Source organism: Klebsiella sp. Q11 (assembly GCF_964241505.1).
GTDB classification, from domain to species: Bacteria; Pseudomonadota; Gammaproteobacteria; order Enterobacterales; family Enterobacteriaceae; genus Klebsiella; species Klebsiella michiganensis.
In genome coordinates this window covers 386,671-404,639 of the sequence record NZ_CAXSXW010000002.1, presented here as the reverse complement: position 1 = coordinate 404,639, position 17,969 = coordinate 386,671, and the positions used below count along the sequence as shown (strand labels likewise).

Genomic DNA, 17,969 nt, shown 5'->3' with positions numbered 1-17,969 from the left:
TAGCCCGGGTAAGCGCAGCGCGACCCGGGAAGAAACCGCACCAATGCATCAACCCCGGCGCATTCCCCGGGTTGCGGCGTAACGCCTTACCCGGGCTACAAAAAACCAAACCGCACCAGCCTGTAGCCCGGGTAAGCGCAGCGCGACCCGGGAAGAAACCGCACCAATGCATCAACCCCGGCGCATTCCCCGGGTTGCGGCTGAACGCCTTACCCGGGCTACCGACTAAAAAAGGCAACTTACGTTGCCTTTTTGCTTTTACCTTTCTCCTCGCCTATGCGAAGAGGCAAGGATCAACTGATTTAACCAAGAATTTCGCGTTGCAGAAAGGCGTCAAGACCCGAAATCCCCGGGAGCTTACATCAGTAAGTGACCGGGGTTGAGGGACGCAGACAACGCATCTGCGGCGTGAAAGGCGCAGGTTAAATTATTTGGCGTCGGTCGCCGTACCATTAGCATGCCAGGTAAACACGCCGAACTCGAAGCCCTTCAGATCGCCCTTCTCGTTCCAGGTGAGCGGCCCCATTACGGTGTCGACCGTTGCGCCCTTCAGGTATTTAGCGATTTCAGCCGGATCTTCTGACTGATTCAGGCCCGCTTCCAGCGACTGCAGCGCGGCATAGGTGGTCCACACGAACGCGCCGCTTGGATCCTGTTTCTTCGCTTTGATCGCATCCACAATCGGTTTGTTCGCCGGAACCTGGTCGTAGTTTTTCGGCTTGGTGACCAGCATACCTTCCGCAGAAGCGCCCGCGATGTTAGACAGCGACACGTTCGCTACTCCTTCCGGCCCCATAAACTGCGTTTTCAGGCCAGCGGCGCGAGACTGACGCAGGATCTGCCCCATCTCCGGGTGATAGCCGCCGTAGTAAACGAAGTCGATATTCTCTTTCTTCAGACGCGCCACCAGGGTAGAGAAGTCTTTCTCACCGGCGGTGATACCGTCAAAGAACACCACGTTGGCGCCGCCCTTCTTCAGGTTATCCTGTACCGCACGGGCCAGGCCCTCGCCATACTGCTGTTTGTCGTGGACAATCGCGATGCGCTGCGGCTTCACTTTTTCCAGGATATATTTGGCAGCGGTTGGCCCCTGATCGGAGTCCAGACCGGTGGTGCGCAGAATCAGATGATAGCCGCGAGCCGTCAGCTCCGGCGCGGTGGCCGCCGGGGTGATCATCAGCACGCCTTCATCTTCATAGATATCAGAGGCCGGCTGGGTGGAAGAAGAGCACAGGTGACCGATAACGTATTTGATACCGTCGTTAATCACTTTGTTGGCGACGGCAACCGCTTGTTTCGGGTCACAGGCGTCGTCGTATTTTACCATCTGCAGCTTATTGCCTTTGATACCGCCTTTGGCGTTGATATCGGCAATGGCCTGCTCTGCGCCAGTAAACTCCTGGTCACCGTACTGCGCTACCGGACCGGACATCGCGCCAACGACGGCGACTTTGATATCTTCGGCCATTGCCGCACCGCTCATGATTAAGGCAATACATCCTGCCAGTAACGCTTTACCCTTCATATTCATCCTGAGGCTCCCCATTATTATGGTTTTTGCATTTGTTGTGATGTTGTTTATTAGCGCATTATTCTAATTAGACACATAAGAAAAGCATATGATAGTTAGATTAGGGTCTGCCGCCTGCGCTTTTGCAGCACACTATGCTAAACATACCGTCATTCAGGAGAATTGGAAACGATAAAATTGCGGAGTATGTAACAGATAAGTGACAAATAAAAACCCGCGCCGGAATAAACCGAACGCGGTGGCATGAGCAACGCGACTACCAGCCCGCAGGCAGGTAGCCAAAGGCGGAAGCGATGGCGTAGGCGGCGCTGCAAAGATAGAGCAATACGATGAAGATCTGGATTAAGGGATGCGTGATTAGCGCCGGGCAGGTCCAGCCGGGGGTGATGTCACCCTGCCGACGCGAGCCTTTGAGGATCAGGATCGGCATGATAGATAAAATCACCCCGCTAAATACCCCGGCAAAATAGAGCGCGTTCACGAAGGACACCATCCCGCTATAGGCCAGAATAAAAGGCGGCACGGCGACCACTAACAGCACCTTAAAGCGTTTGAACGGCTGCTCGTCGTTGCCCAGGCGAAACTGATCGAAAATATTGGTCAGGAAGCTTCCGCCCAGCCCCCAATAGGAGGTCAGCATCGCGCAGAGCGCAAAAAGATTTGCCGAGAAGAAAGCCCACTCGCCGAGCGCCCTGCCCCAGGAAATGGTTGCCACATCAGAAATATTATCCAGCCCGCTTAATGCAATCACCGAAAGCGGGACCAGCGCCAGCAGGCAAAAGGTTAATAACATCCCCACCATAATGGCCTTCGGCAGCTTCTCCGGTTTATCGGCGAAGCCGCGCGCCATCTCCGGCACGATATATTGCGCGGAGAAACAAAACGCGACAACGTTAAATACCGGCACCATATACAGCCAGTTGCCGTCCAGCAAATAACCGACGCTGGCGGTCTCTTTCAGCAACGTCGCGGCAACCAAAATGGTTATCATAACGACCATGCCGATACTGATGAATTTCTCACCCCGGCCAATCGCCTTCAGGCCAAGATAAAGTACCCCGGCCGCCGGAATAAAAAACAGCGCGCTGCCCAGGGCCGGCGAGATGCCGAATAACGAATGCAATAATTTTCCGCTGCCGGTCATATAAGCCGTCAGCGCGCCGACGCTGTTGACGCAAACGGAGAGGAACATCATCAGCGCGCCAAAGCGGCCGACGTAGCGCTGCGACAGGCCGCTAAGCTGCAGATGCTTACGCGTGCGCAGCGTCGATTCCGCCACGTAGAGCATGGTGATGGTCGTCAGGCTACCGACCACAATCAGCCAAAACAGCAGCGGCAGAAAGCCCGCTTTGCTGGAGGCATAGGCGATGGATAGCACCCCAGCGCCGATATTGGTGCCGACGATCATCGACACGCCTTCAATGAAACTGAGGGATTTTGCAGGTACAGCGGTACGCTCCCGGCTCGTCAGAGCCGGAGAAAAGGTGGAGTTGTCAGACATAATATTTTCCGTTTTATTCCGGCAGCGTGCGCCGCCGGAAAAAAGGTGATATCAGGGTGAAATACCACTCACGCTGAGCATGAATAACCAGACTGCGGCTTCCTGTTTCTGTTGGGCTTCCCTGCCGCCGCAAATGGATGTAAGACTGACTAGCCCTTCAGCACGCGGGCCAGAATATCCAGCGCCTTCGTAAACTGCGCATCCGGAATCGTTAACGGATAGAGGAAGCGAATAACGTTGCCATAGACGCCGCAGCTCAGCAGCAGCAGGCCGTTCTCCTGGGCTTTTTGCTGGATTTGACGGGTGATCTCCGCCGACGGCTCGCCGGTTTGCGGATCGTTAAACTCCACCGCCACCATCGACCCCTGGCCACGTACGTCAGCAATCGCCGGGCAGCTTTGACGCGCCTGATTCAGCACCTCTTTCAGATGGCTGCCTAAGCGCTCAGCGCGCTGGCACAGCTGTTCTTCTTCAATCACGTCCAGCACCGCGTGCGCCGCCGCGACCGCCAGCGGGTTACCGGCATAGGTGCCGCCCAGACCGCCCGGCGCAGGCGCATCCATCACCTCGGCGCGACCTACCACGCCGGAGAGCGGGAAACCGCCGGCCAGGCTTTTGGCCATCGTCATCAGGTCAGGCTTCACATCATAGTGCTGCATCGCAAATAGCTTGCCGGTGCGCGCAAAGCCGGTTTGTACTTCATCGGCAATCAGCAGAATGCCGTGGGTATCGCACAGCGCGCGCAGCGCCTGCATAAACTCAGGCGGGGCAACGTTAAAGCCGCCTTCCCCCTGAATCGGCTCCAGCACAATCGCCGCCACCTGATCGGCCGCGATATCCGCTTTGAAAATGCGCTCCAGGCTCTTCATCGCGTCGGCGGTGGTAATGCCATGGGCGGCGTTAGGGTAGACGGCGTGATAAACCGAGCCCGGGAACGGGCCGAAACCAATCTTGTAAGGCGCCACTTTGCCGGTCAGCGCCATGGTCATAAACGTACGGCCGTGGAAGCCGCCGCCGAAGGTAATCAACCCCGGACGGCCGGTATAAGCGCGCGCGATTTTCACCGCGTTTTCAACGGCTTCCGCCCCGGTGGTAAAGAAAGCCGTTTTTGCCGGACCGTCAATCGGCGCCAGTTCGTTAATCCGCTCGGCCAGCGTGACATAGCTTTCGTACGGGACAATCTGGTAAGCCGTGTGGGTAAAGGCCTGCAGCTGCTGTTCAACGGCGGCAACGATTTTGGGGTGGCGATGGCCGGTATTCAGCACCGCGATGCCGGCGGCGAAATCGATCACCTCATTCCCTTCAATATCCCACAGCGTAGCGTTCTCCGCTTTCTCAACAAAGTAGCTGCACATCACCCCTACGCCGCGCGGAGTCGCCTGCTGGCGACGCTGATTCAGTTCTGAACTTTTCACCGAGAATCTCCTGTCATGTGTGTCACGTTATCGCAACAAATCCGAAACTATGTCGTTTATTTACACAGGATTTGGCCCTATAATCGAGTACCAATTCAGATTATCTGAGGGATCCAATTGCGTTCGCTTATCGCAGACCTGGTGCTGGTCAGATTGCAGAAAGAAACCGATCCGCTCCTGCACAAGCGCCTTTACAAGGCGATTCGCCACGCCATTCTGGATGGTTCTCTCCCGCCCCATAGCCGCCTGCCCCCTTCACGGGATCTGGCGGGAGAGCTGAAAATGTCTCGCAACACAATTTTAACAGTTTACGAACAATTGCTGGCTGAGGGGTATGTCGTGTCCCGTCGCGGCAGCGGAACATTCGTCGCGAAAACGCTGCCCGATATGTTTCTTCCAACCAGCAGCGCCAGTGAAAGCAGCCCTGCGCCAGCAGCCAGCGCGCCCATCTCCCGACGCGGCCAGCATCTGCTGGGGCACATCAGCGCCAGCCCGCGTCAGTGGGGGGCATTTATCCCCGGCGTACCGGACGTCAATGCGTTTCCCCACCCGCTGTTCAGTAAAATCCAGGCGCGTATCAGCCGCCGTCCAAAACCCGAACAGCTCAGCTATAGCTGTAACGGCGGAACGGCCGAGCTGCAGCACGCGTTGGTGGACTATCTGAGAGTAGCGCGCGGCGTTCAGTGCCAGGCAGATCAAATTCTTATTACTGAAGGGATCCATCAGGCTATCGACCTGATCACCCGCATGCTGTGCGACCGCGGCGATCTCGCCTGGGTGGAGGAGCCGTCCTACTGGGGCATTCGCCATGTGCTGGCGATGAATGAAGTGCGGGCCGAGCCCGTGGTGGTTGATGCCAGCGGCCTGTGCCCGCCCGAAAGCATAGCCGAAGCCCCGCGGCTGATCTTCGTTACGCCATCCCATCAGTACCCCCTCGGCGCGGTAATGAGCCTTGAGCGCCGACAGCGCCTGCTCACCCTGGCCCATCAGCACGGCAGCTGGATTGTGGAAGATGATTACGACAGCGAGTTTCGCTTTTCCGGTCAGCCGATCCCGGCGCTACAGGGCTTAGTCCCCGAAGCGCCGGTGGTCTACGTCGGTACGTTCAGTAAAACGCTCTACCCGGGGCTGCGGCTGGGCTACGTCGTGCTGCCTCGACCATTGGCGGCTGAACTCAAAAACGCCCACGCCGAGCTCTACCGCGGCGGCCATTCGCTTATCCAGCTGGCGCTGGCGGAATTTATCAACGCCGGTCATTACTCGGCGCATATTCGCCGCATGCGCCTGCTCTACAGCCGCCGTCGCGTCTTTTTGACCGAGCTGATTCAGCGGCACTGCGGGCCGCACGCGCTGTCGGACTTCAGCGATAATGCCGGACTGCATCTGATCCTGAATTTGCCGGATGAGGCGGATGACGTGGCGATTGCCCGCGATGCCAACGCGCGCCATATTTTAGTGCGTCCGCTGTCGCGCTATTACCTGACGGCGCAGCGGAAGAAAGGGCTGTTGATGGGGTTTGCTTCGCAGCCGGAAACGCAGATGGAACCGGCGTTCAACGTCCTGCTTGAGTGTTTGAAAATGCACTGCCCGCAGGCGCTGGCGGAGGCAGAAAAACAAAACGCCCCATCGTAATGTGGGGCGTTATCGGGGGACTGGCGCTCAGATTAGGCTTCGATAGCGGCGCGCAGTTTTTTCATGGCGTTCTTTTCAAGCTGACGTACACGTTCAGCCGACACGCCGTAGCGGTCTGCCAGCTCCTGCAGCGTGGACTTGTTGTCTTCGTCCAGCCAGCGGGCGCGGATGATGTCCTGGCTACGTTCGTCAAGACCCTGCATCGCGTCGGTCAGCTTGTTTGCCGCCTGCTCTTCCCAGTTATCGTCTTCAATGCCGTCGGCAAAGTTAGACGTTTTATCCTGCAGATAGAGCACCGGCGCCATCGGCTGGCTATCGGACTCATCATCCGACGACATGTCGAAGGTCATGTCCTGCGCCGCCATACGTGACTCCATCTCACGCACGTCTTTGCTCGACACGCCCAGCTCGCGGGCCACCATTTCGACTTCATCCTGGTTAAACCAGCCCAGACGCTGCTTGGTTTTGCGCAGGTTAAAGAACAGCTTACGCTGTGCTTTCGTGGTCGCGACCTTCACGATACGCCAGTTACGCAGCACGTATTCATGAATTTCCGCTTTGATCCAGTGCACGGCGAAGGAAACCAGACGCACGCCCACTTCCGGGTTAAAACGGCGCACGGCTTTCATCAGGCCAATGTTGCCTTCCTGAATCAGATCCGCCTGCGGCAGGCCATAGCCCGAGTAGTTACGAGCAATATGAACAACAAAGCGCAGGTGAGACAGGATCAGCTTTTTCGCTGCTTCCAGATCGCCCTGGTAATGCAGCTTTTCAGCAAGCTCCCGCTCTTCATCAGCCGATAACATCGGCCAAGTGTTAGCAGCCCGGATGTACGATTCCAGGTTACCAACGGGGGCTAAGGCTAAAGTTTGCATATCTTTGGTCATTCAAATCCTCTCAATCGATATCTTCTGGCATCTTTCTGTCCTCACAACGGAGCAACAAACATGCCAGCATTGATGAGCAACGAGAATATCACTCACATTAGTATCAGACAGTGATTTTATCCACAAGTTCCATGCAATGATGTGAATAGATTACGCACAAAATGTGACATGGTTATGAAGTTTAGGGAAGCGTCGACAGGGACTCTTTCCCTGCAGAGAGATATTCAGTGCAGGGAAAGATTATACCAGATTTTTACTACTCGGGAGTAAAGTGACGTAAATGTTGAACGGTTGCCAGCCAGGCGGCGACCCAGCCAATCATCGAGCAAACAATCAGCATCAGCAGGCACTCGTCAAAGCCTAAGCCGCTGAGTTCAAACTGCGTGCCGAAGACTTTCGCCACTTCGGTGACCGCCGACGACAGGCGCATGACCATAATTTCCGACAGGATCAGCGACAGAAACGCGCCGGAGAATCCCAGCAGCGCCCCACCGTAAAGGAACGGACGCAGAATAAAGCCGTCGGTCGCGCCAATCAGTTTCTGCACGTTAATGGTATCGCGGCGGGCGAAGATGCTCAGACGCACGCTGTTGCCGATCACCAGGAAGACCGCCGCCACCATCAGTACGCCGATCATCGCCGAAACGCGTCCGACCAGTCCGGTCAGCGACGAGAGCCGCGCAAACCAGCTGTCATCCATACGCACTTCATCAACGCCCTGCACGTGGCTCACGCGGTCGCGCAGCGTGTTCAGCGCTTCAACGCTCTGGAAATCAATCTTCGGCACCACGATCGCCACCGCCGGCAGCGGGTTCTCTTCCAGCATATCCAGCGCGCCGCCGAAGCCTGACCAGTTGCGGAATTCGCCAAGGGCTTCATCGCGCGACAGATAGTTAACCTTCTCGACGCCCTGCTCCGCCTGCAGCTGGCCGACTACCCGCGCAGCGGCGTCGTCATCCAGCGTTTTTTCCAGATAAACGGTGATTTGCGGCGTGGGATAATACTGCGACGCCGCGGTGCTGACGTTTTTGTAGACCATGTAGCACACGCTTGGCAGGGTCAACGAAATGGCGATCACCATCACCGTCAGAAACGTCGCCAGCGGCGTGCTTTTCAGATCCTGTACCGCGCCGTGCCAGGCGTAGCGCACCTGTTCATTGAATACGTTGCTCTTGCGGGAAGCCGGATTCGGCGCCGCTTTTGGCCGCTTCGACGCATTGCGCCCGCCGCTACCGCCCGCTCCGCCCGCATTGCGGAAACGGTCAAATCGATTGCCGAATCGGCGAATGTGGTTCATTGCCTCGCGCTTATTCACCGATGTGGCCTCCATGCATATGCCCCTCGCTGAGGGACAGGACGCGGTACGGACGACTGGAGATAAGCCCCAGGTCATGCGTCGCCATCAGCACCGTCACCCCAACGCGGTTAAACTCTTCAAACAGACGTAAGATCCCTTCCGACAGCGCCTCGTCGAGGTTACCGGTCGGTTCATCCGCCAGCAGGACCGCAGGTTTGTTCACCACCGCGCGGGCGATGCCCACGCGCTGTTGTTCCCCGCCTGAAAGCTGAATCGGCAGGTTTTTCGCTTTGTCCAGCAGCCCGACTTTATCCAGCGCCGCCGAGACGCGACGACGGATGTCATCCCCGCTGGCGCCGGCGATAATCAGCGGGATCGCTACATTATCGTAAACGGTTCGGTCCATCAGCAGATGGTGGTCCTGGAAAATCATGCCAATCTGACGGCGCAAAAACGGCACCTCGCGGCTTTTCAGGCGGCTAATATCATGGCCGCCGAAAAGGATTTTGCCGGCGCTGGGCCGTTCGATACCGCAGATAAGCTTCAGCAGGGTACTTTTCCCCGCGCCGGAATGGCCGGTCAGAAACGCCATCTCGCCCGCCTGCAGGTGGAACGTCACCCCCTGCAGCGCTTGTCTCCCACCGAGATAGGCTTTGCTGACTTGTTCAAAGCGAATCATTTTTAATCCTCTCGGGCAAAAAGTGCCTCAATAAAGTCGCCCGCATTAAACGGACGCAGATCTTCAATACGTTCGCCAACACCGATGTAGCGAATCGGAATACCGAACTGATCGGCAACCGAGAAGATAACCCCGCCCTTGGCGGTCCCATCCAGCTTAGTCAAGGTAATACCGGTCAGTCCAACCGCCTCATGGAACAGTTTGGCCTGGCTAATCGCGTTCTGCCCGGTGCTGGCGTCAATGGTCAGCATAACTTCATGCGGCGCATCGACATCGAGTTTTTTCATGACGCGGACAATCTTCTTCAGCTCTTCCATCAGGTGCGATTTATTCTGCAGACGACCCGCGGTATCGGCAATCAGGACGTCAATATTGCGCGCCTTCGCCGCCTGGATGGCGTCGAAAATGACCGATGCCGAATCCGCGCCGGTGTGCTGGGCAATCACCGGAATATTGTTGCGCTGCCCCCAAACCTGGAGCTGCTCAACCGCCGCCGCGCGGAAAGTATCCCCCGCCGCCAGCATCACCGACTTGCCCTGCTGCTCGAACTGACGCGCCAGCTTGCCGATGGTGGTGGTTTTACCGACGCCGTTGACGCCGACCATCAGAATCACAAACGGCGTTTTGCCTTCTACGTTCAGCGGCTCATCCACTTTCGCCAGAATATCGCCCATCTCTTCTTTCAGCAGGCCGTACAGCGCCTCGGCGTCGCGCAGCTGCTTGCGGCTGGCGTCGTTGGTAAGACGCGTGATGATCTTACGCGTGGTTTCCACGCCGACATCGGCAATCAGCAGCTGCTCTTCCAGCTCTTCAAACAGATCATCGTCGATTTTCTTACCGCGGAACAGACTGATAAATCCGGAACCGAGGTTCTGTTTGGTTTTTACCAGGCTGCGTTTGAGGCGGGCGAAGAAACCTTCTTTGGTCGGTTTTTCCTGCTCTAACGGCGTCACGACGGTTTCGTCCGGCACCACTTCAACGGCGTTTTCTGCCGCATCGGCCGCCGCCAGAGCCTGTGCTTCCAGCTCTTCATCGGTGATATCGGCCTCAGCCTCTTCTACCGTTTCGTCTGGTTCCGGCTGGTCAACGGCGGTTTCTTCAATAACTGCCGTTTCCGGTTCGGTAATGACCTCTTCCGGCGTCTGTTCAGCGACGGCTTCAGCCACTACCGGCTCGGCGATGACCTCTTCCACCAGCGGCTCAGCGACCGTCTCTTCAACCGCGGGCTGCTCCGCTATCTCCTCAACCGCCGGGGATTCGACAACCGCCTGCGGCCGTTCGCTCTCCACAACCTGCTCGGTCACCTCAACCACCTCGGCGGCAAAGGCTTCGGCATCCTGTTTCTCTGTCGCAGTGGCGTCGACCGTTTCCGGCGCAACCGCAGGCGCTTCGCTTTCCTGAGCCGGTTCTTCAACCTCTTGCTGGGCTTCTACTTTTTGTTCTGTTTCGCTTTCCTGCGCCTGTTCTTTTTGACCAAAGCCCAGCCAGGAAAAGAAGCCACGTTTTTTGTCTTTCGCCATTTGCGACTACACTCCTCGCTGTTAATTCATGGCACAGCTTCGGCCAGTAGGTAGCGGAAGCTGAAAAATGATGAAATTAGTCGGATAGTCTACCACTTAACTTAACTCGCATCACCGCCCCCGGATTAAGGTTTCGTCAACCGCCGCCGATCGTTAGAATAGCAGCCCGGAAGTTGAGACTTGAGCAAAGAGATGAAGAAACCAAACCACGCGGGCAGCGGCCAGATCCGAATTATCGGCGGGCAATGGCGGGGCCGTAAACTCCCGGTGCCGGAGAGCCCGGGTCTGCGCCCGACCACCGACCGGGTGCGCGAAACGCTATTTAACTGGCTGGCGCCGTCGATCGTTGACGCGAACTGCCTCGACTGCTTCGCCGGCAGCGGCGCGCTGGGCCTTGAAGCCCTCTCCCGCTATGCGGCCAGCGCCACGCTGCTGGAAATGGAACGCGGCGTCGCGCAGCAGCTGCAAAAAAATCTGGCGACCCTCAAAGCCAGCAACGCTAAGGTGGTCAATACCAATACTTTAGCGTTTCTTGCTCAGGCGGGCACGCCGCATCACATCGTGTTTGTCGATCCCCCGTTTCGTAAAGGACTGCTTGAAGAGACGCTAAAGCTGCTGGAAAACAACGGCTGGCTTAGCGATGAAGCGCTTGTCTACATTGAGAGTGAAGTCGAAAACGGTTTACCGCCGGTGCCGATGAACTGGCACGTCTATCGTGAAAAAGTGGCCGGACAGGTCGCCTACCGTCTCTATCAACGTGAGGCCCAAGGAGAAAACCATGCTGATTAATTTTGGCCGCTTGCTGATGCTGTGCGTGTGGGCGTTTTTATTGCTGAACCTGTTTCAACCGTTCCCAAAACCGCTGAACATCTTCGTTAACGTAGCGCTGATCTTTATGATTCTGATGCACGGCCTGCAGCTGACGCTGCTCAAGGCGACGCAGACGAAAGAGATGCCGCCGCTGGGGCGCTTCGAGCAGATTCGTATTTTCATCTTCGGCGTGTTCGAACTGGTCGCCTGGCAGAAAAAGCTCAAGGCGACCCTGAAGAAGAAGTAATGCCAGGAAAAGGTTCAGGGGTCTGGCGTAAAGCCCATAAACCGCGAACCTTTATAGCTCAGGACGCCCTTATCGCCGACGCTTAGCGCATGATACTGCGGCGCCTGCAGACGAAAAACCACTTCCAGCCCGCCGCTTTCCGGCCTGAAGCTTGCTTCATAACGCATTTCGCTGCCGGCAGGCGTCACCGTCTGCTGGCGCGAACGGCGATCGTTAATCACCTTCTCCCGCTTATTGCTCACCACCACCCGTTTTTGCAACAGCGGCGCGGCATCGTTATCCATTTTTTCCCGACGCTGCTGCACATAGCGATACGACGCGGCAACCGCAATGATGGCAACGGCAACCATAAAAAACAGCGGAACTTTACTCATTCACCTTGCCCCCAGGAATTATCAGGAATAAGCATACTGTGGCTTGATTATCATTGTCATCTTCCTCTGCAAACCACTACACTGAGATTCAGTACTGTAAGTACAATCACTTACGTAATGATAACAGATACAGGGACTTACTATGCTTTGGTCATTTATTGCTGTCTGTTTCTCCGCATGGCTTTACGTCGATGCGTCCTATCGTGGGCCTGCCTGGCGTCGCTGGGTGTTTAAACCCGTCACGCTGATCCTGCTTCTGTTACTGGCCTGGCAAGCGCCGATGTTTAACGCCATCAGCTATCTGGTGCTGGCCGGGCTTTGCGCCTCGCTGGTCGGCGATGCGCTGACCCTGCTGCCGCGGCAGCGGGTAATGTACGCCGTGGGGGCGTTCTTTCTCTCGCATCTGCTCTACACCATCTGGTTTGCCAGCCAGCTGACGCTATCTTTCTTCTGGCCGCTGCCGCTGGTGCTGCTGATCCTCGGCGCGCTGCTGCTGGCGATTATCTGGACGCGTCTGGAAGAGATGCGGATGCCGGTGTTTACCTTTATCGCGATGACGCTGGTGATGGTCTGGCTGGCCGGGGAGCTGTGGTTCGCCCGCCCGACGGATACCGCCCTGTCCGGCTTCGCTGGCGCGGCATTCCTGCTGCTCGGCAACGCGGTCTGGCTCATCAGCCATTATCGCCGCCGCTTCCGCGCTGACAACGCCATCTCCTCGGCATTTTACTTCGCCGGGCACTTCCTGATCGTCCGCGCGCTCTATTTGTAATTAAGCGCTTGACTCTGGAGTCGACTCCAGAGTGTATCCTGCGGGTAATGAGAAAATTATCATTACCCGGAGGGTCCTATGTCGGCTCCAGAATCGCAGGATAAAAAAGTCCCACACTTCTCATCGTTAAAATTTACCCCTGCCGCGCAGCCTGCGGAAAGCTGCTGCGCGGACCACGCCTGCAGCAGCGAAACCGCCGCTGAAAACGATGCGCTGAGTCACGCGCGCTTTAGCTGGCTGGTAGAAGGCATGGACTGCGCGGCCTGCGCCCGCAAGGTCGAAACCGCCGTTCGCCAGGTGCCGGGGGTCAGCCAGGTGCAGGTACTGTTCGCCACCGAAAAGCTGCTGGTCAACGCCGAGGGCAATGTCCGCCCGCAGATCGAAAGCGCCGTGCGCGCCGCGGGCTATCAGCTGCGTGATGAAAACGCGCCACGGGCAGAGGAGCCCACCTCGTGGCTGCGCGAGAATCTGCCGCTCCTCACCCTCGTCGCCATGATGGCGCTCAGCTGGGGGCTGGAGCAGTTCAGCCCGCCTCTGGGCGAAATTGCCTTCATCGCAACCACGCTGGTCGGCCTGTGGCCGGTCGCCCGGCAAGCAATACGCCTGATCAAAAGCGGAAGCTGGTTCGCCATTGAAACCCTGATGAGCGTCGCAGCCATCGGCGCGCTGTTTATCGGCGCCACCGCCGAAGCGGCGATGGTCCTGCTGCTGTTCTTAATCGGCGAACGTCTTGAGGGCTGGGCCGCCAGCCGCGCGCGGCAAGGCGTCAGCGCCTTGATGGCGCTGAAACCCGACACGGCAATCCGCGTGCGCGACGGCGTGCGTGAAACCGTAGCCCAGCGCGACCTGCGTCCCGGCGACGTGATTGAAGTCGCCGCCGGAGGCCGCCTGCCCGCCGATGGCCAGCTGCTCTCGCCCTTCGCCAGCTTCGATGAGAGCGCGCTAACCGGTGAATCCGTACCGGTGGAGCGTAACGCCGGGGAACGCGTGGCGGCCGGCGCGACCAGCGTCGATCGTCTGGTACAGCTGACGGTGATCTCCGAACCGGGCGACAGCGCTATCGATCGCATCCTTAAGCTGATTGAAGAAGCGGAAGAGCGCCGCGCGCCGATTGAGCGCTTTATCGATCGCTTTAGCCGCATCTATACTCCGGCGATTATGGTCGTCGCGCTGCTGGTGGCCATTGTTCCGCCGCTACTGTTTGCGGGCGCATGGCTGCCGTGGATCTATAAAGGTTTAACGCTGCTGCTGATTGGCTGTCCGTGCGCGCTGGTGATCTCAACCCCGGCGGCGATTACCTCCGGGCTGGCGGTGGCGGCGCGTCGCGGCGCGCTGATTAAAGGCGGCGCGGCGCTGGAGCAGCTGGGCCGCGTGCGCCAGGTGGCGTTTGATAAAACCGGCACCCTGACCATCGGCCAGCCGCGCGTCACCGCGGTGATGACGACCGCAGACATCGGCGAAAACGATCTGCTGGCGCTGGCGGCCGCCGTGGAGCAAGGCTCCAGCCACCCGTTAGCCCAGGCCGTCGTACGTGAGGCGGAGCAGCGGCAGCTGGTCATTCCGCCGGCAAGCGGCCAGCGCGCGCTGGCCGGATCCGGCATTGAGGCGCAGGTTGAAGGACGTCAGGTGCTGATTTGCGCCGCGGGTAAAAACCGCGATCCACAGTACGATGAACCTATTCAGCAGCTGGAGAGCGCGGGGCAAACCGTGGTGCTGGTGATGCGCGATGAGGCGCTGCTGGGGATTGTGGCGCTGCGCGATACGCTACGCGATGATGCTCGCCAGGCGGTGGATGAACTCCATCAGTTAGGCGTTCAGGGAATCATACTGACCGGCGACAATCCGCGCGCGGCGGCGGCTATCGCCAGCGAACTGGGGCTGGCGTTCCGCGCCGGGCTGCTGCCTGCGGATAAAGTGCAGGCGGTGATGGCGCTTAATGCCCAGTCGCCGCTGGCCATGGTCGGCGACGGGATCAACGACGCGCCGGCGATGAAAGCGGCGACCATTGGCATCGCGATGGGCAGCGGCACCGACGTCGCTCTGGAGACCGCCGATGCGGCATTGACCCACAACCGCCTCACCGGACTGGCGCAGATGATTTCGCTGGCGCGCGCCACTCACGCCAATATCCGGCAGAATATCGCTATCGCGCTGGGTCTGAAGGGGATTTTCCTCATCACCACCCTGCTCGGCCTCACCGGCCTGTGGCTGGCGGTCCTGGCGGATACCGGGGCGACGGTGCTCGTCACCGCTAACGCGCTGCGGCTGCTACGTAAGAAGTAGGGACAATACCCGGGGGCGGCGCTTGACGCGCCTTGCCCGGGATACGGATTAGTGGGTCTGGTTTTTTGTAGCCTGGATCAGTGGCTTTTACGGATCAGATAGCGGTACGGCAGCGCCTCGGTTTCCTGCGCCAGCAGCTCATGCTCCATAAAGCGGCAGAAACCGGGAATATCGCGGGTCGTCGCCGGATCGTCGGCCACGATTAGCAGCGTCTCGCCCACCGGCATCGTACGCACGGTCTTGCGCACCATCATCACCGGTTCCGGGCAACGAAGCCCCTGCGCATCAAGCGTATGGTCAGGGCTGGAGAAAAGTTCGCTCATTTTCATCTCACATTAACAAAACGGCCCTAGTTTACCCCCAGTTCGCCAGTACGCAAGCCAGGTTAACGTTTGCGCGAAAAACAACCATTGCAATACGCTCGCAACGCAGTATCATGCAGCCGTTTTTATTGGGTTCCCTCACCCCAACCACTAAAAAGGTCACAATATGAGTCCGTTTACTACCGTACAGCGTAAAAAAGCGCTGATCTGGCTATCGCTTTTCCATCTGCTGGTCATCACTTCCAGTAACTATCTGGTGCAGCTGCCGATCTCCATTTTTGGTTTTCATACCACCTGGGGCGCGTTCAGCTTTCCGTTTATTTTCCTCGCCACCGACCTGACGGTGCGGATTTTCGGCGCTCCGCTGGCGCGACGCATTATCCTCGCGGTCATGATCCCGGCGCTGGTTATCTCCTACGGGGTTTCCGCGCTGTTCTATATGGGCGAGTGGCAGGGGTTTGCCGCATTAACCAGCTTTAACCTGTTTGTCGCCCGTATCGCCGCCGCCAGCTTTATGGCCTACGCGCTGGGGCAAATTCTCGACGTCCACGTCTTTAACCGCCTGCGTCAAAACCGCCGCTGGTGGCTGGCGCCCACGGCATCCACCCTTTTTGGTAACGTCAGCGATACGCTGGCCTTCTTCTTTATCGCCTTCTGGCGCAGCCCGGACCCGTTTATGGCGGCGCACTGGGGCGAAATCGCCATCGTCGACTACTGCTTCAAAGTGCTGATTAGCATCGTATTCTTCCTGCCGATGTACGGCATGTTGTTGAATATGCTGCTGAAAAAACTGGCAGATAAATCTGATTTATCCGCATTGCAGCCAGGTTAAGAGTACTCGCGAAACGATGTGATAAGATAAGCGAATGAGCCGTTAATGGCCGTTTATCGAAAGGAAGATGTCAATGCGCAATTTGGTTAAATATGTCGGTATTGGCCTGCTGGTTATGGGGCTTGCTGCCTGTGATAACAGCGATACAAAAACGCCGACTGCCGGGGCTGCTGCGGAAAGCAACGCCAGCGGGCAACCTATTAGTCTGCTGGATGGCAAACTGAGCTTCTCCCTGCCAGCCGGTATGACCGACCAGAGCGGCAAGCTGGGCACCCAGGCCAACAATATGCACGTCTATTCTGATGCCACCGGCCAGAAAGCGGTGATCGTGATTGTGGGTGACAATACCAACGAGGAGCTGGCGGTGATGAGCCAGCGTCTGGAAGAGCAGCAGCGCAGCCGCGACCCGCAGCTGCAGGTCGTGAGCAATAAATCCATTGAGATCAAAGGCCACACGCTGCAACAGCTGGACAGCATCATCTCCGCTAAGGGTCAGACCGCCTGGTCTTCCGTCCTTCTCGGCAAGGTTGATGACAAACTGCTGACGCTGCAAATCACATTGCCAGCGGATAACCAGCAGCAGGCGCAGACCGAAGCGGAAAACATTATCAACACCCTCGTCATCCAGTAACTACTGGCCTGACGCCGCGGCCTCCGGTTCACCGACCGGGGGCCGTTTTTTTAACCGCCATCCCAGCAGCAGCGCCACCGCAACCAGCCCCGCCGTCGCCAGATAGATCGATGAAATGCCCGCCCACGCCATCAGCAGCCCGGCAAGCGGACCGGTGATCCCCAGCGAGAGATCCATAAATACCGTGTAGGTTGCCAGCGCCGACCCCTGGTTCTGCTGCGGTACGGCCTTCACCGCCACCACGCCAAGTGCCGGGAACACCAGCGAAAAACCGGCTCCGGCAAAGAAAGTGCCGATTTTCGCCATCAGCGGCGTCTCCGCCAGGCCCACTAACAGCAGCCCAATAATCTCGACGACAAAACAGATCATCGCCACGTTCAGCCCGCCGAGGCGGTTAATTCCGTTGGGGAACAGCAGCCGGGTGCCGACAAAGGCGCAGCTAAACAGCGTCAGGGCGAAGGCCGCGCCGTCCCAGCCTTTAGCATCATAAAACAGAGTGATAAAGGTGGCGATAACGCCAAAACCCGCCGAAGCCAGGGCCAGCGCCATTCCGTAGAGCCAGACGCGCCCCAGCACCGCGCGAAACGACATCGCTTTACCCTTGCCCGCTTTGACCGCCGCCCGCGGCAACGCGCACAGCACGGCCACCAGCGCGACCGCCATAATGGTCAACGCCAGCCCGTGCAGGCCAATCAGCGAGTAACAGAGCACGCCGAGCGGCGCGCCCATCGCCATCGCTCCGTAGGTGACAATGCCGTTCCAGGAGATAACCCGCCCGATATGCAGCGAACCGACTACCCCGACGCCCCACAGCGTGGAGCCGGTTCCCGCGAAGCTCTGCCCGATGCCGAGGATAATCCGGCCAAGGCACAGCAGCGCCAGGCTAACCACGGGCAAGCCGCCGAAGAGCGCCGCCAGCAGATAGCCGAGTCCGCTAAGAAAGCAGCCGCACAGGCCGAAAATGACGATCTTTTTTGGCCCCAGCAGATCGGCATAGCGCCCGGCGTGAGGGCGGCTGAGCAGCGTAGCGAAGTACTGGAGGCTAATCACCAGCCCGGCCCAAAAGGCGCTAAACCCCATCACATCATGAACGTAGCCGGGCAATACCGCCAGCGGCAGGCCAATGGTCAGGTAGCTGGCAAAGTTAAAAATCACGACAGAGACAATCCGCAGATTGAGGCGCAATCCATTAAGCGCCGGTTCGGCGACGGTTTCGGGCATCGGGTTCCACCAGATTT

General features: G+C 58.1%; 17 protein-coding genes. 7 read left to right on the top strand and 10 right to left on the bottom strand.

Annotation, left to right across the window (positions count from 1 at the left end; translation table 11 throughout):
• Positions 1–427: 427 nt before the first annotated feature.
• The 3 genes from ACESQ2_RS04260 to ACESQ2_RS04250 form a co-directional block, all read right to left on the bottom strand.
• Entirely contained in the window at positions 428–1,531 is a 1,104-nt protein-coding gene (locus ACESQ2_RS04260; RefSeq protein WP_014227091.1) for a branched-chain amino acid ABC transporter substrate-binding protein, read from the bottom strand.
• Positions 1,532–1,787: 256 nt separating this feature from the next.
• Entirely contained in the window at positions 1,788–3,032 is a 1,245-nt protein-coding gene (locus ACESQ2_RS04255) for an aromatic amino acid transport family protein (protein WP_014227092.1), read from the bottom strand.
• 149 nt (positions 3,033–3,181) lie between these two features.
• Positions 3,182–4,447 carry a 4-aminobutyrate--2-oxoglutarate transaminase gene (locus tag ACESQ2_RS04250; protein WP_004855063.1) on the bottom strand — a complete coding sequence of 422 codons (1,266 nt, stop codon included), beginning with the start codon at positions 4,445–4,447 and terminating at the stop codon, positions 3,182–3,184.
• A 117-nt stretch (positions 4,448–4,564) separates the two neighbouring features.
• On the opposite strand from ACESQ2_RS04250, the gene ACESQ2_RS04245 reads away from it, so the two are divergent.
• Positions 4,565–6,079 carry a PLP-dependent aminotransferase family protein gene (locus tag ACESQ2_RS04245; protein WP_032751582.1) on the top strand — a complete coding sequence of 505 codons (1,515 nt, stop codon included), beginning with the start codon at positions 4,565–4,567 and terminating at the stop codon, positions 6,077–6,079.
• Between the two features lie 32 nt (positions 6,080–6,111).
• Here the strand turns inward: ACESQ2_RS04245 and rpoH are convergent, their stop codons facing one another.
• The 4 genes from rpoH to ftsY all read right to left on the bottom strand — a co-directional run bounded on the left by rpoH (position 6,112) and on the right by ftsY (position 10,462).
• Positions 6,112–6,966: an RNA polymerase sigma factor RpoH gene (gene rpoH, locus ACESQ2_RS04240; protein WP_004106554.1), complete on the bottom strand. Its 855-nt coding sequence runs from the start codon at positions 6,964–6,966 to the stop codon at positions 6,112–6,114.
• Positions 6,967–7,222: 256 nt separating this feature from the next.
• Positions 7,223–8,281 (bottom strand): permease-like cell division protein FtsX, encoded by a 1,059-nt coding sequence (gene ftsX, locus ACESQ2_RS04235; RefSeq protein WP_025106848.1) that lies wholly within the window; start codon positions 8,279–8,281, stop codon positions 7,223–7,225.
• Positions 8,274–8,942, bottom strand: a complete 669-nt coding sequence (gene ftsE, locus ACESQ2_RS04230) for a cell division ATP-binding protein FtsE (protein ID WP_004106557.1) — start codon at positions 8,940–8,942, stop codon at positions 8,274–8,276. Before ftsE ends, ftsX begins: the two co-directional genes overlap by 8 nt.
• Before the next feature lie 2 nt (positions 8,943–8,944).
• Entirely contained in the window at positions 8,945–10,462 is a 1,518-nt protein-coding gene (ftsY, locus tag ACESQ2_RS04225) for a signal recognition particle-docking protein FtsY (protein WP_046877705.1), read from the bottom strand.
• A gap of 192 nt (positions 10,463–10,654) precedes the next feature.
• Between ftsY and rsmD the strand changes: the two genes are divergently transcribed.
• Together rsmD and ACESQ2_RS04215 are read left to right on the top strand one after the other, a co-directional pair.
• A complete protein-coding gene (gene rsmD / locus ACESQ2_RS04220; RefSeq protein ID WP_014227097.1) occupies positions 10,655–11,251 on the top strand; it encodes a 16S rRNA (guanine(966)-N(2))-methyltransferase in 597 nt (198 codons plus the stop codon).
• Positions 11,241–11,519 (top strand): DUF1145 family protein, encoded by a 279-nt coding sequence (locus ACESQ2_RS04215; protein WP_004106574.1) that lies wholly within the window; start codon positions 11,241–11,243, stop codon positions 11,517–11,519. Before rsmD ends, ACESQ2_RS04215 begins: the two co-directional genes overlap by 11 nt.
• Before the next feature lie 14 nt (positions 11,520–11,533).
• Here the strand turns inward: ACESQ2_RS04215 and ACESQ2_RS04210 are convergent, their stop codons facing one another.
• Positions 11,534–11,893 (bottom strand): DUF2500 domain-containing protein, encoded by a 360-nt coding sequence (locus ACESQ2_RS04210; protein ID WP_004855078.1) that lies wholly within the window; start codon positions 11,891–11,893, stop codon positions 11,534–11,536.
• 142 nt (positions 11,894–12,035) lie between these two features.
• Here ACESQ2_RS04210 and ACESQ2_RS04205 point away from each other — a divergent pair, with 142 nt between their 5' ends.
• Complete coding sequence (locus tag ACESQ2_RS04205) at positions 12,036–12,662, top strand: lysoplasmalogenase (RefSeq protein ID WP_004106578.1); 627 nt, start codon at positions 12,036–12,038, stop codon at positions 12,660–12,662.
• A gap of 78 nt (positions 12,663–12,740) precedes the next feature.
• A complete protein-coding gene (gene zntA, locus ACESQ2_RS04200) occupies positions 12,741–14,945 on the top strand; it encodes a Zn(II)/Cd(II)/Pb(II) translocating P-type ATPase ZntA (RefSeq protein ID WP_064374790.1) in 2,205 nt (734 codons plus the stop codon).
• A 77-nt stretch (positions 14,946–15,022) separates the two neighbouring features.
• On the opposite strand, the gene tusA is transcribed toward zntA, so the two are convergent.
• Positions 15,023–15,268 (bottom strand): sulfurtransferase TusA, encoded by a 246-nt coding sequence (gene tusA, locus ACESQ2_RS04195; RefSeq protein WP_004106582.1) that lies wholly within the window; start codon positions 15,266–15,268, stop codon positions 15,023–15,025.
• A gap of 166 nt (positions 15,269–15,434) precedes the next feature.
• On the opposite strand from tusA, the gene ACESQ2_RS04190 reads away from it, so the two are divergent.
• Positions 15,435–16,100, top strand: a complete 666-nt coding sequence (locus tag ACESQ2_RS04190; RefSeq protein WP_025106844.1) for a 7-cyano-7-deazaguanine/7-aminomethyl-7-deazaguanine transporter — start codon at positions 15,435–15,437, stop codon at positions 16,098–16,100.
• 73 nt (positions 16,101–16,173) lie between these two features.
• The gene (locus ACESQ2_RS04185) at positions 16,174–16,731 is read left to right on the top strand and encodes a DcrB family lipoprotein (RefSeq protein ID WP_049071629.1); all 558 of its coding nucleotides are present in this window, start codon (positions 16,174–16,176) and stop codon (positions 16,729–16,731) included.
• Here the strand turns inward: ACESQ2_RS04185 and ACESQ2_RS04180 are convergent, their stop codons facing one another.
• On the bottom strand, positions 16,732–17,952 hold the full coding sequence (locus ACESQ2_RS04180) for an MFS transporter (protein WP_014227099.1): 1,221 nt from the start codon (positions 17,950–17,952) through the stop codon (positions 16,732–16,734).
• Positions 17,953–17,969: the final 17 nt, after the last annotated feature.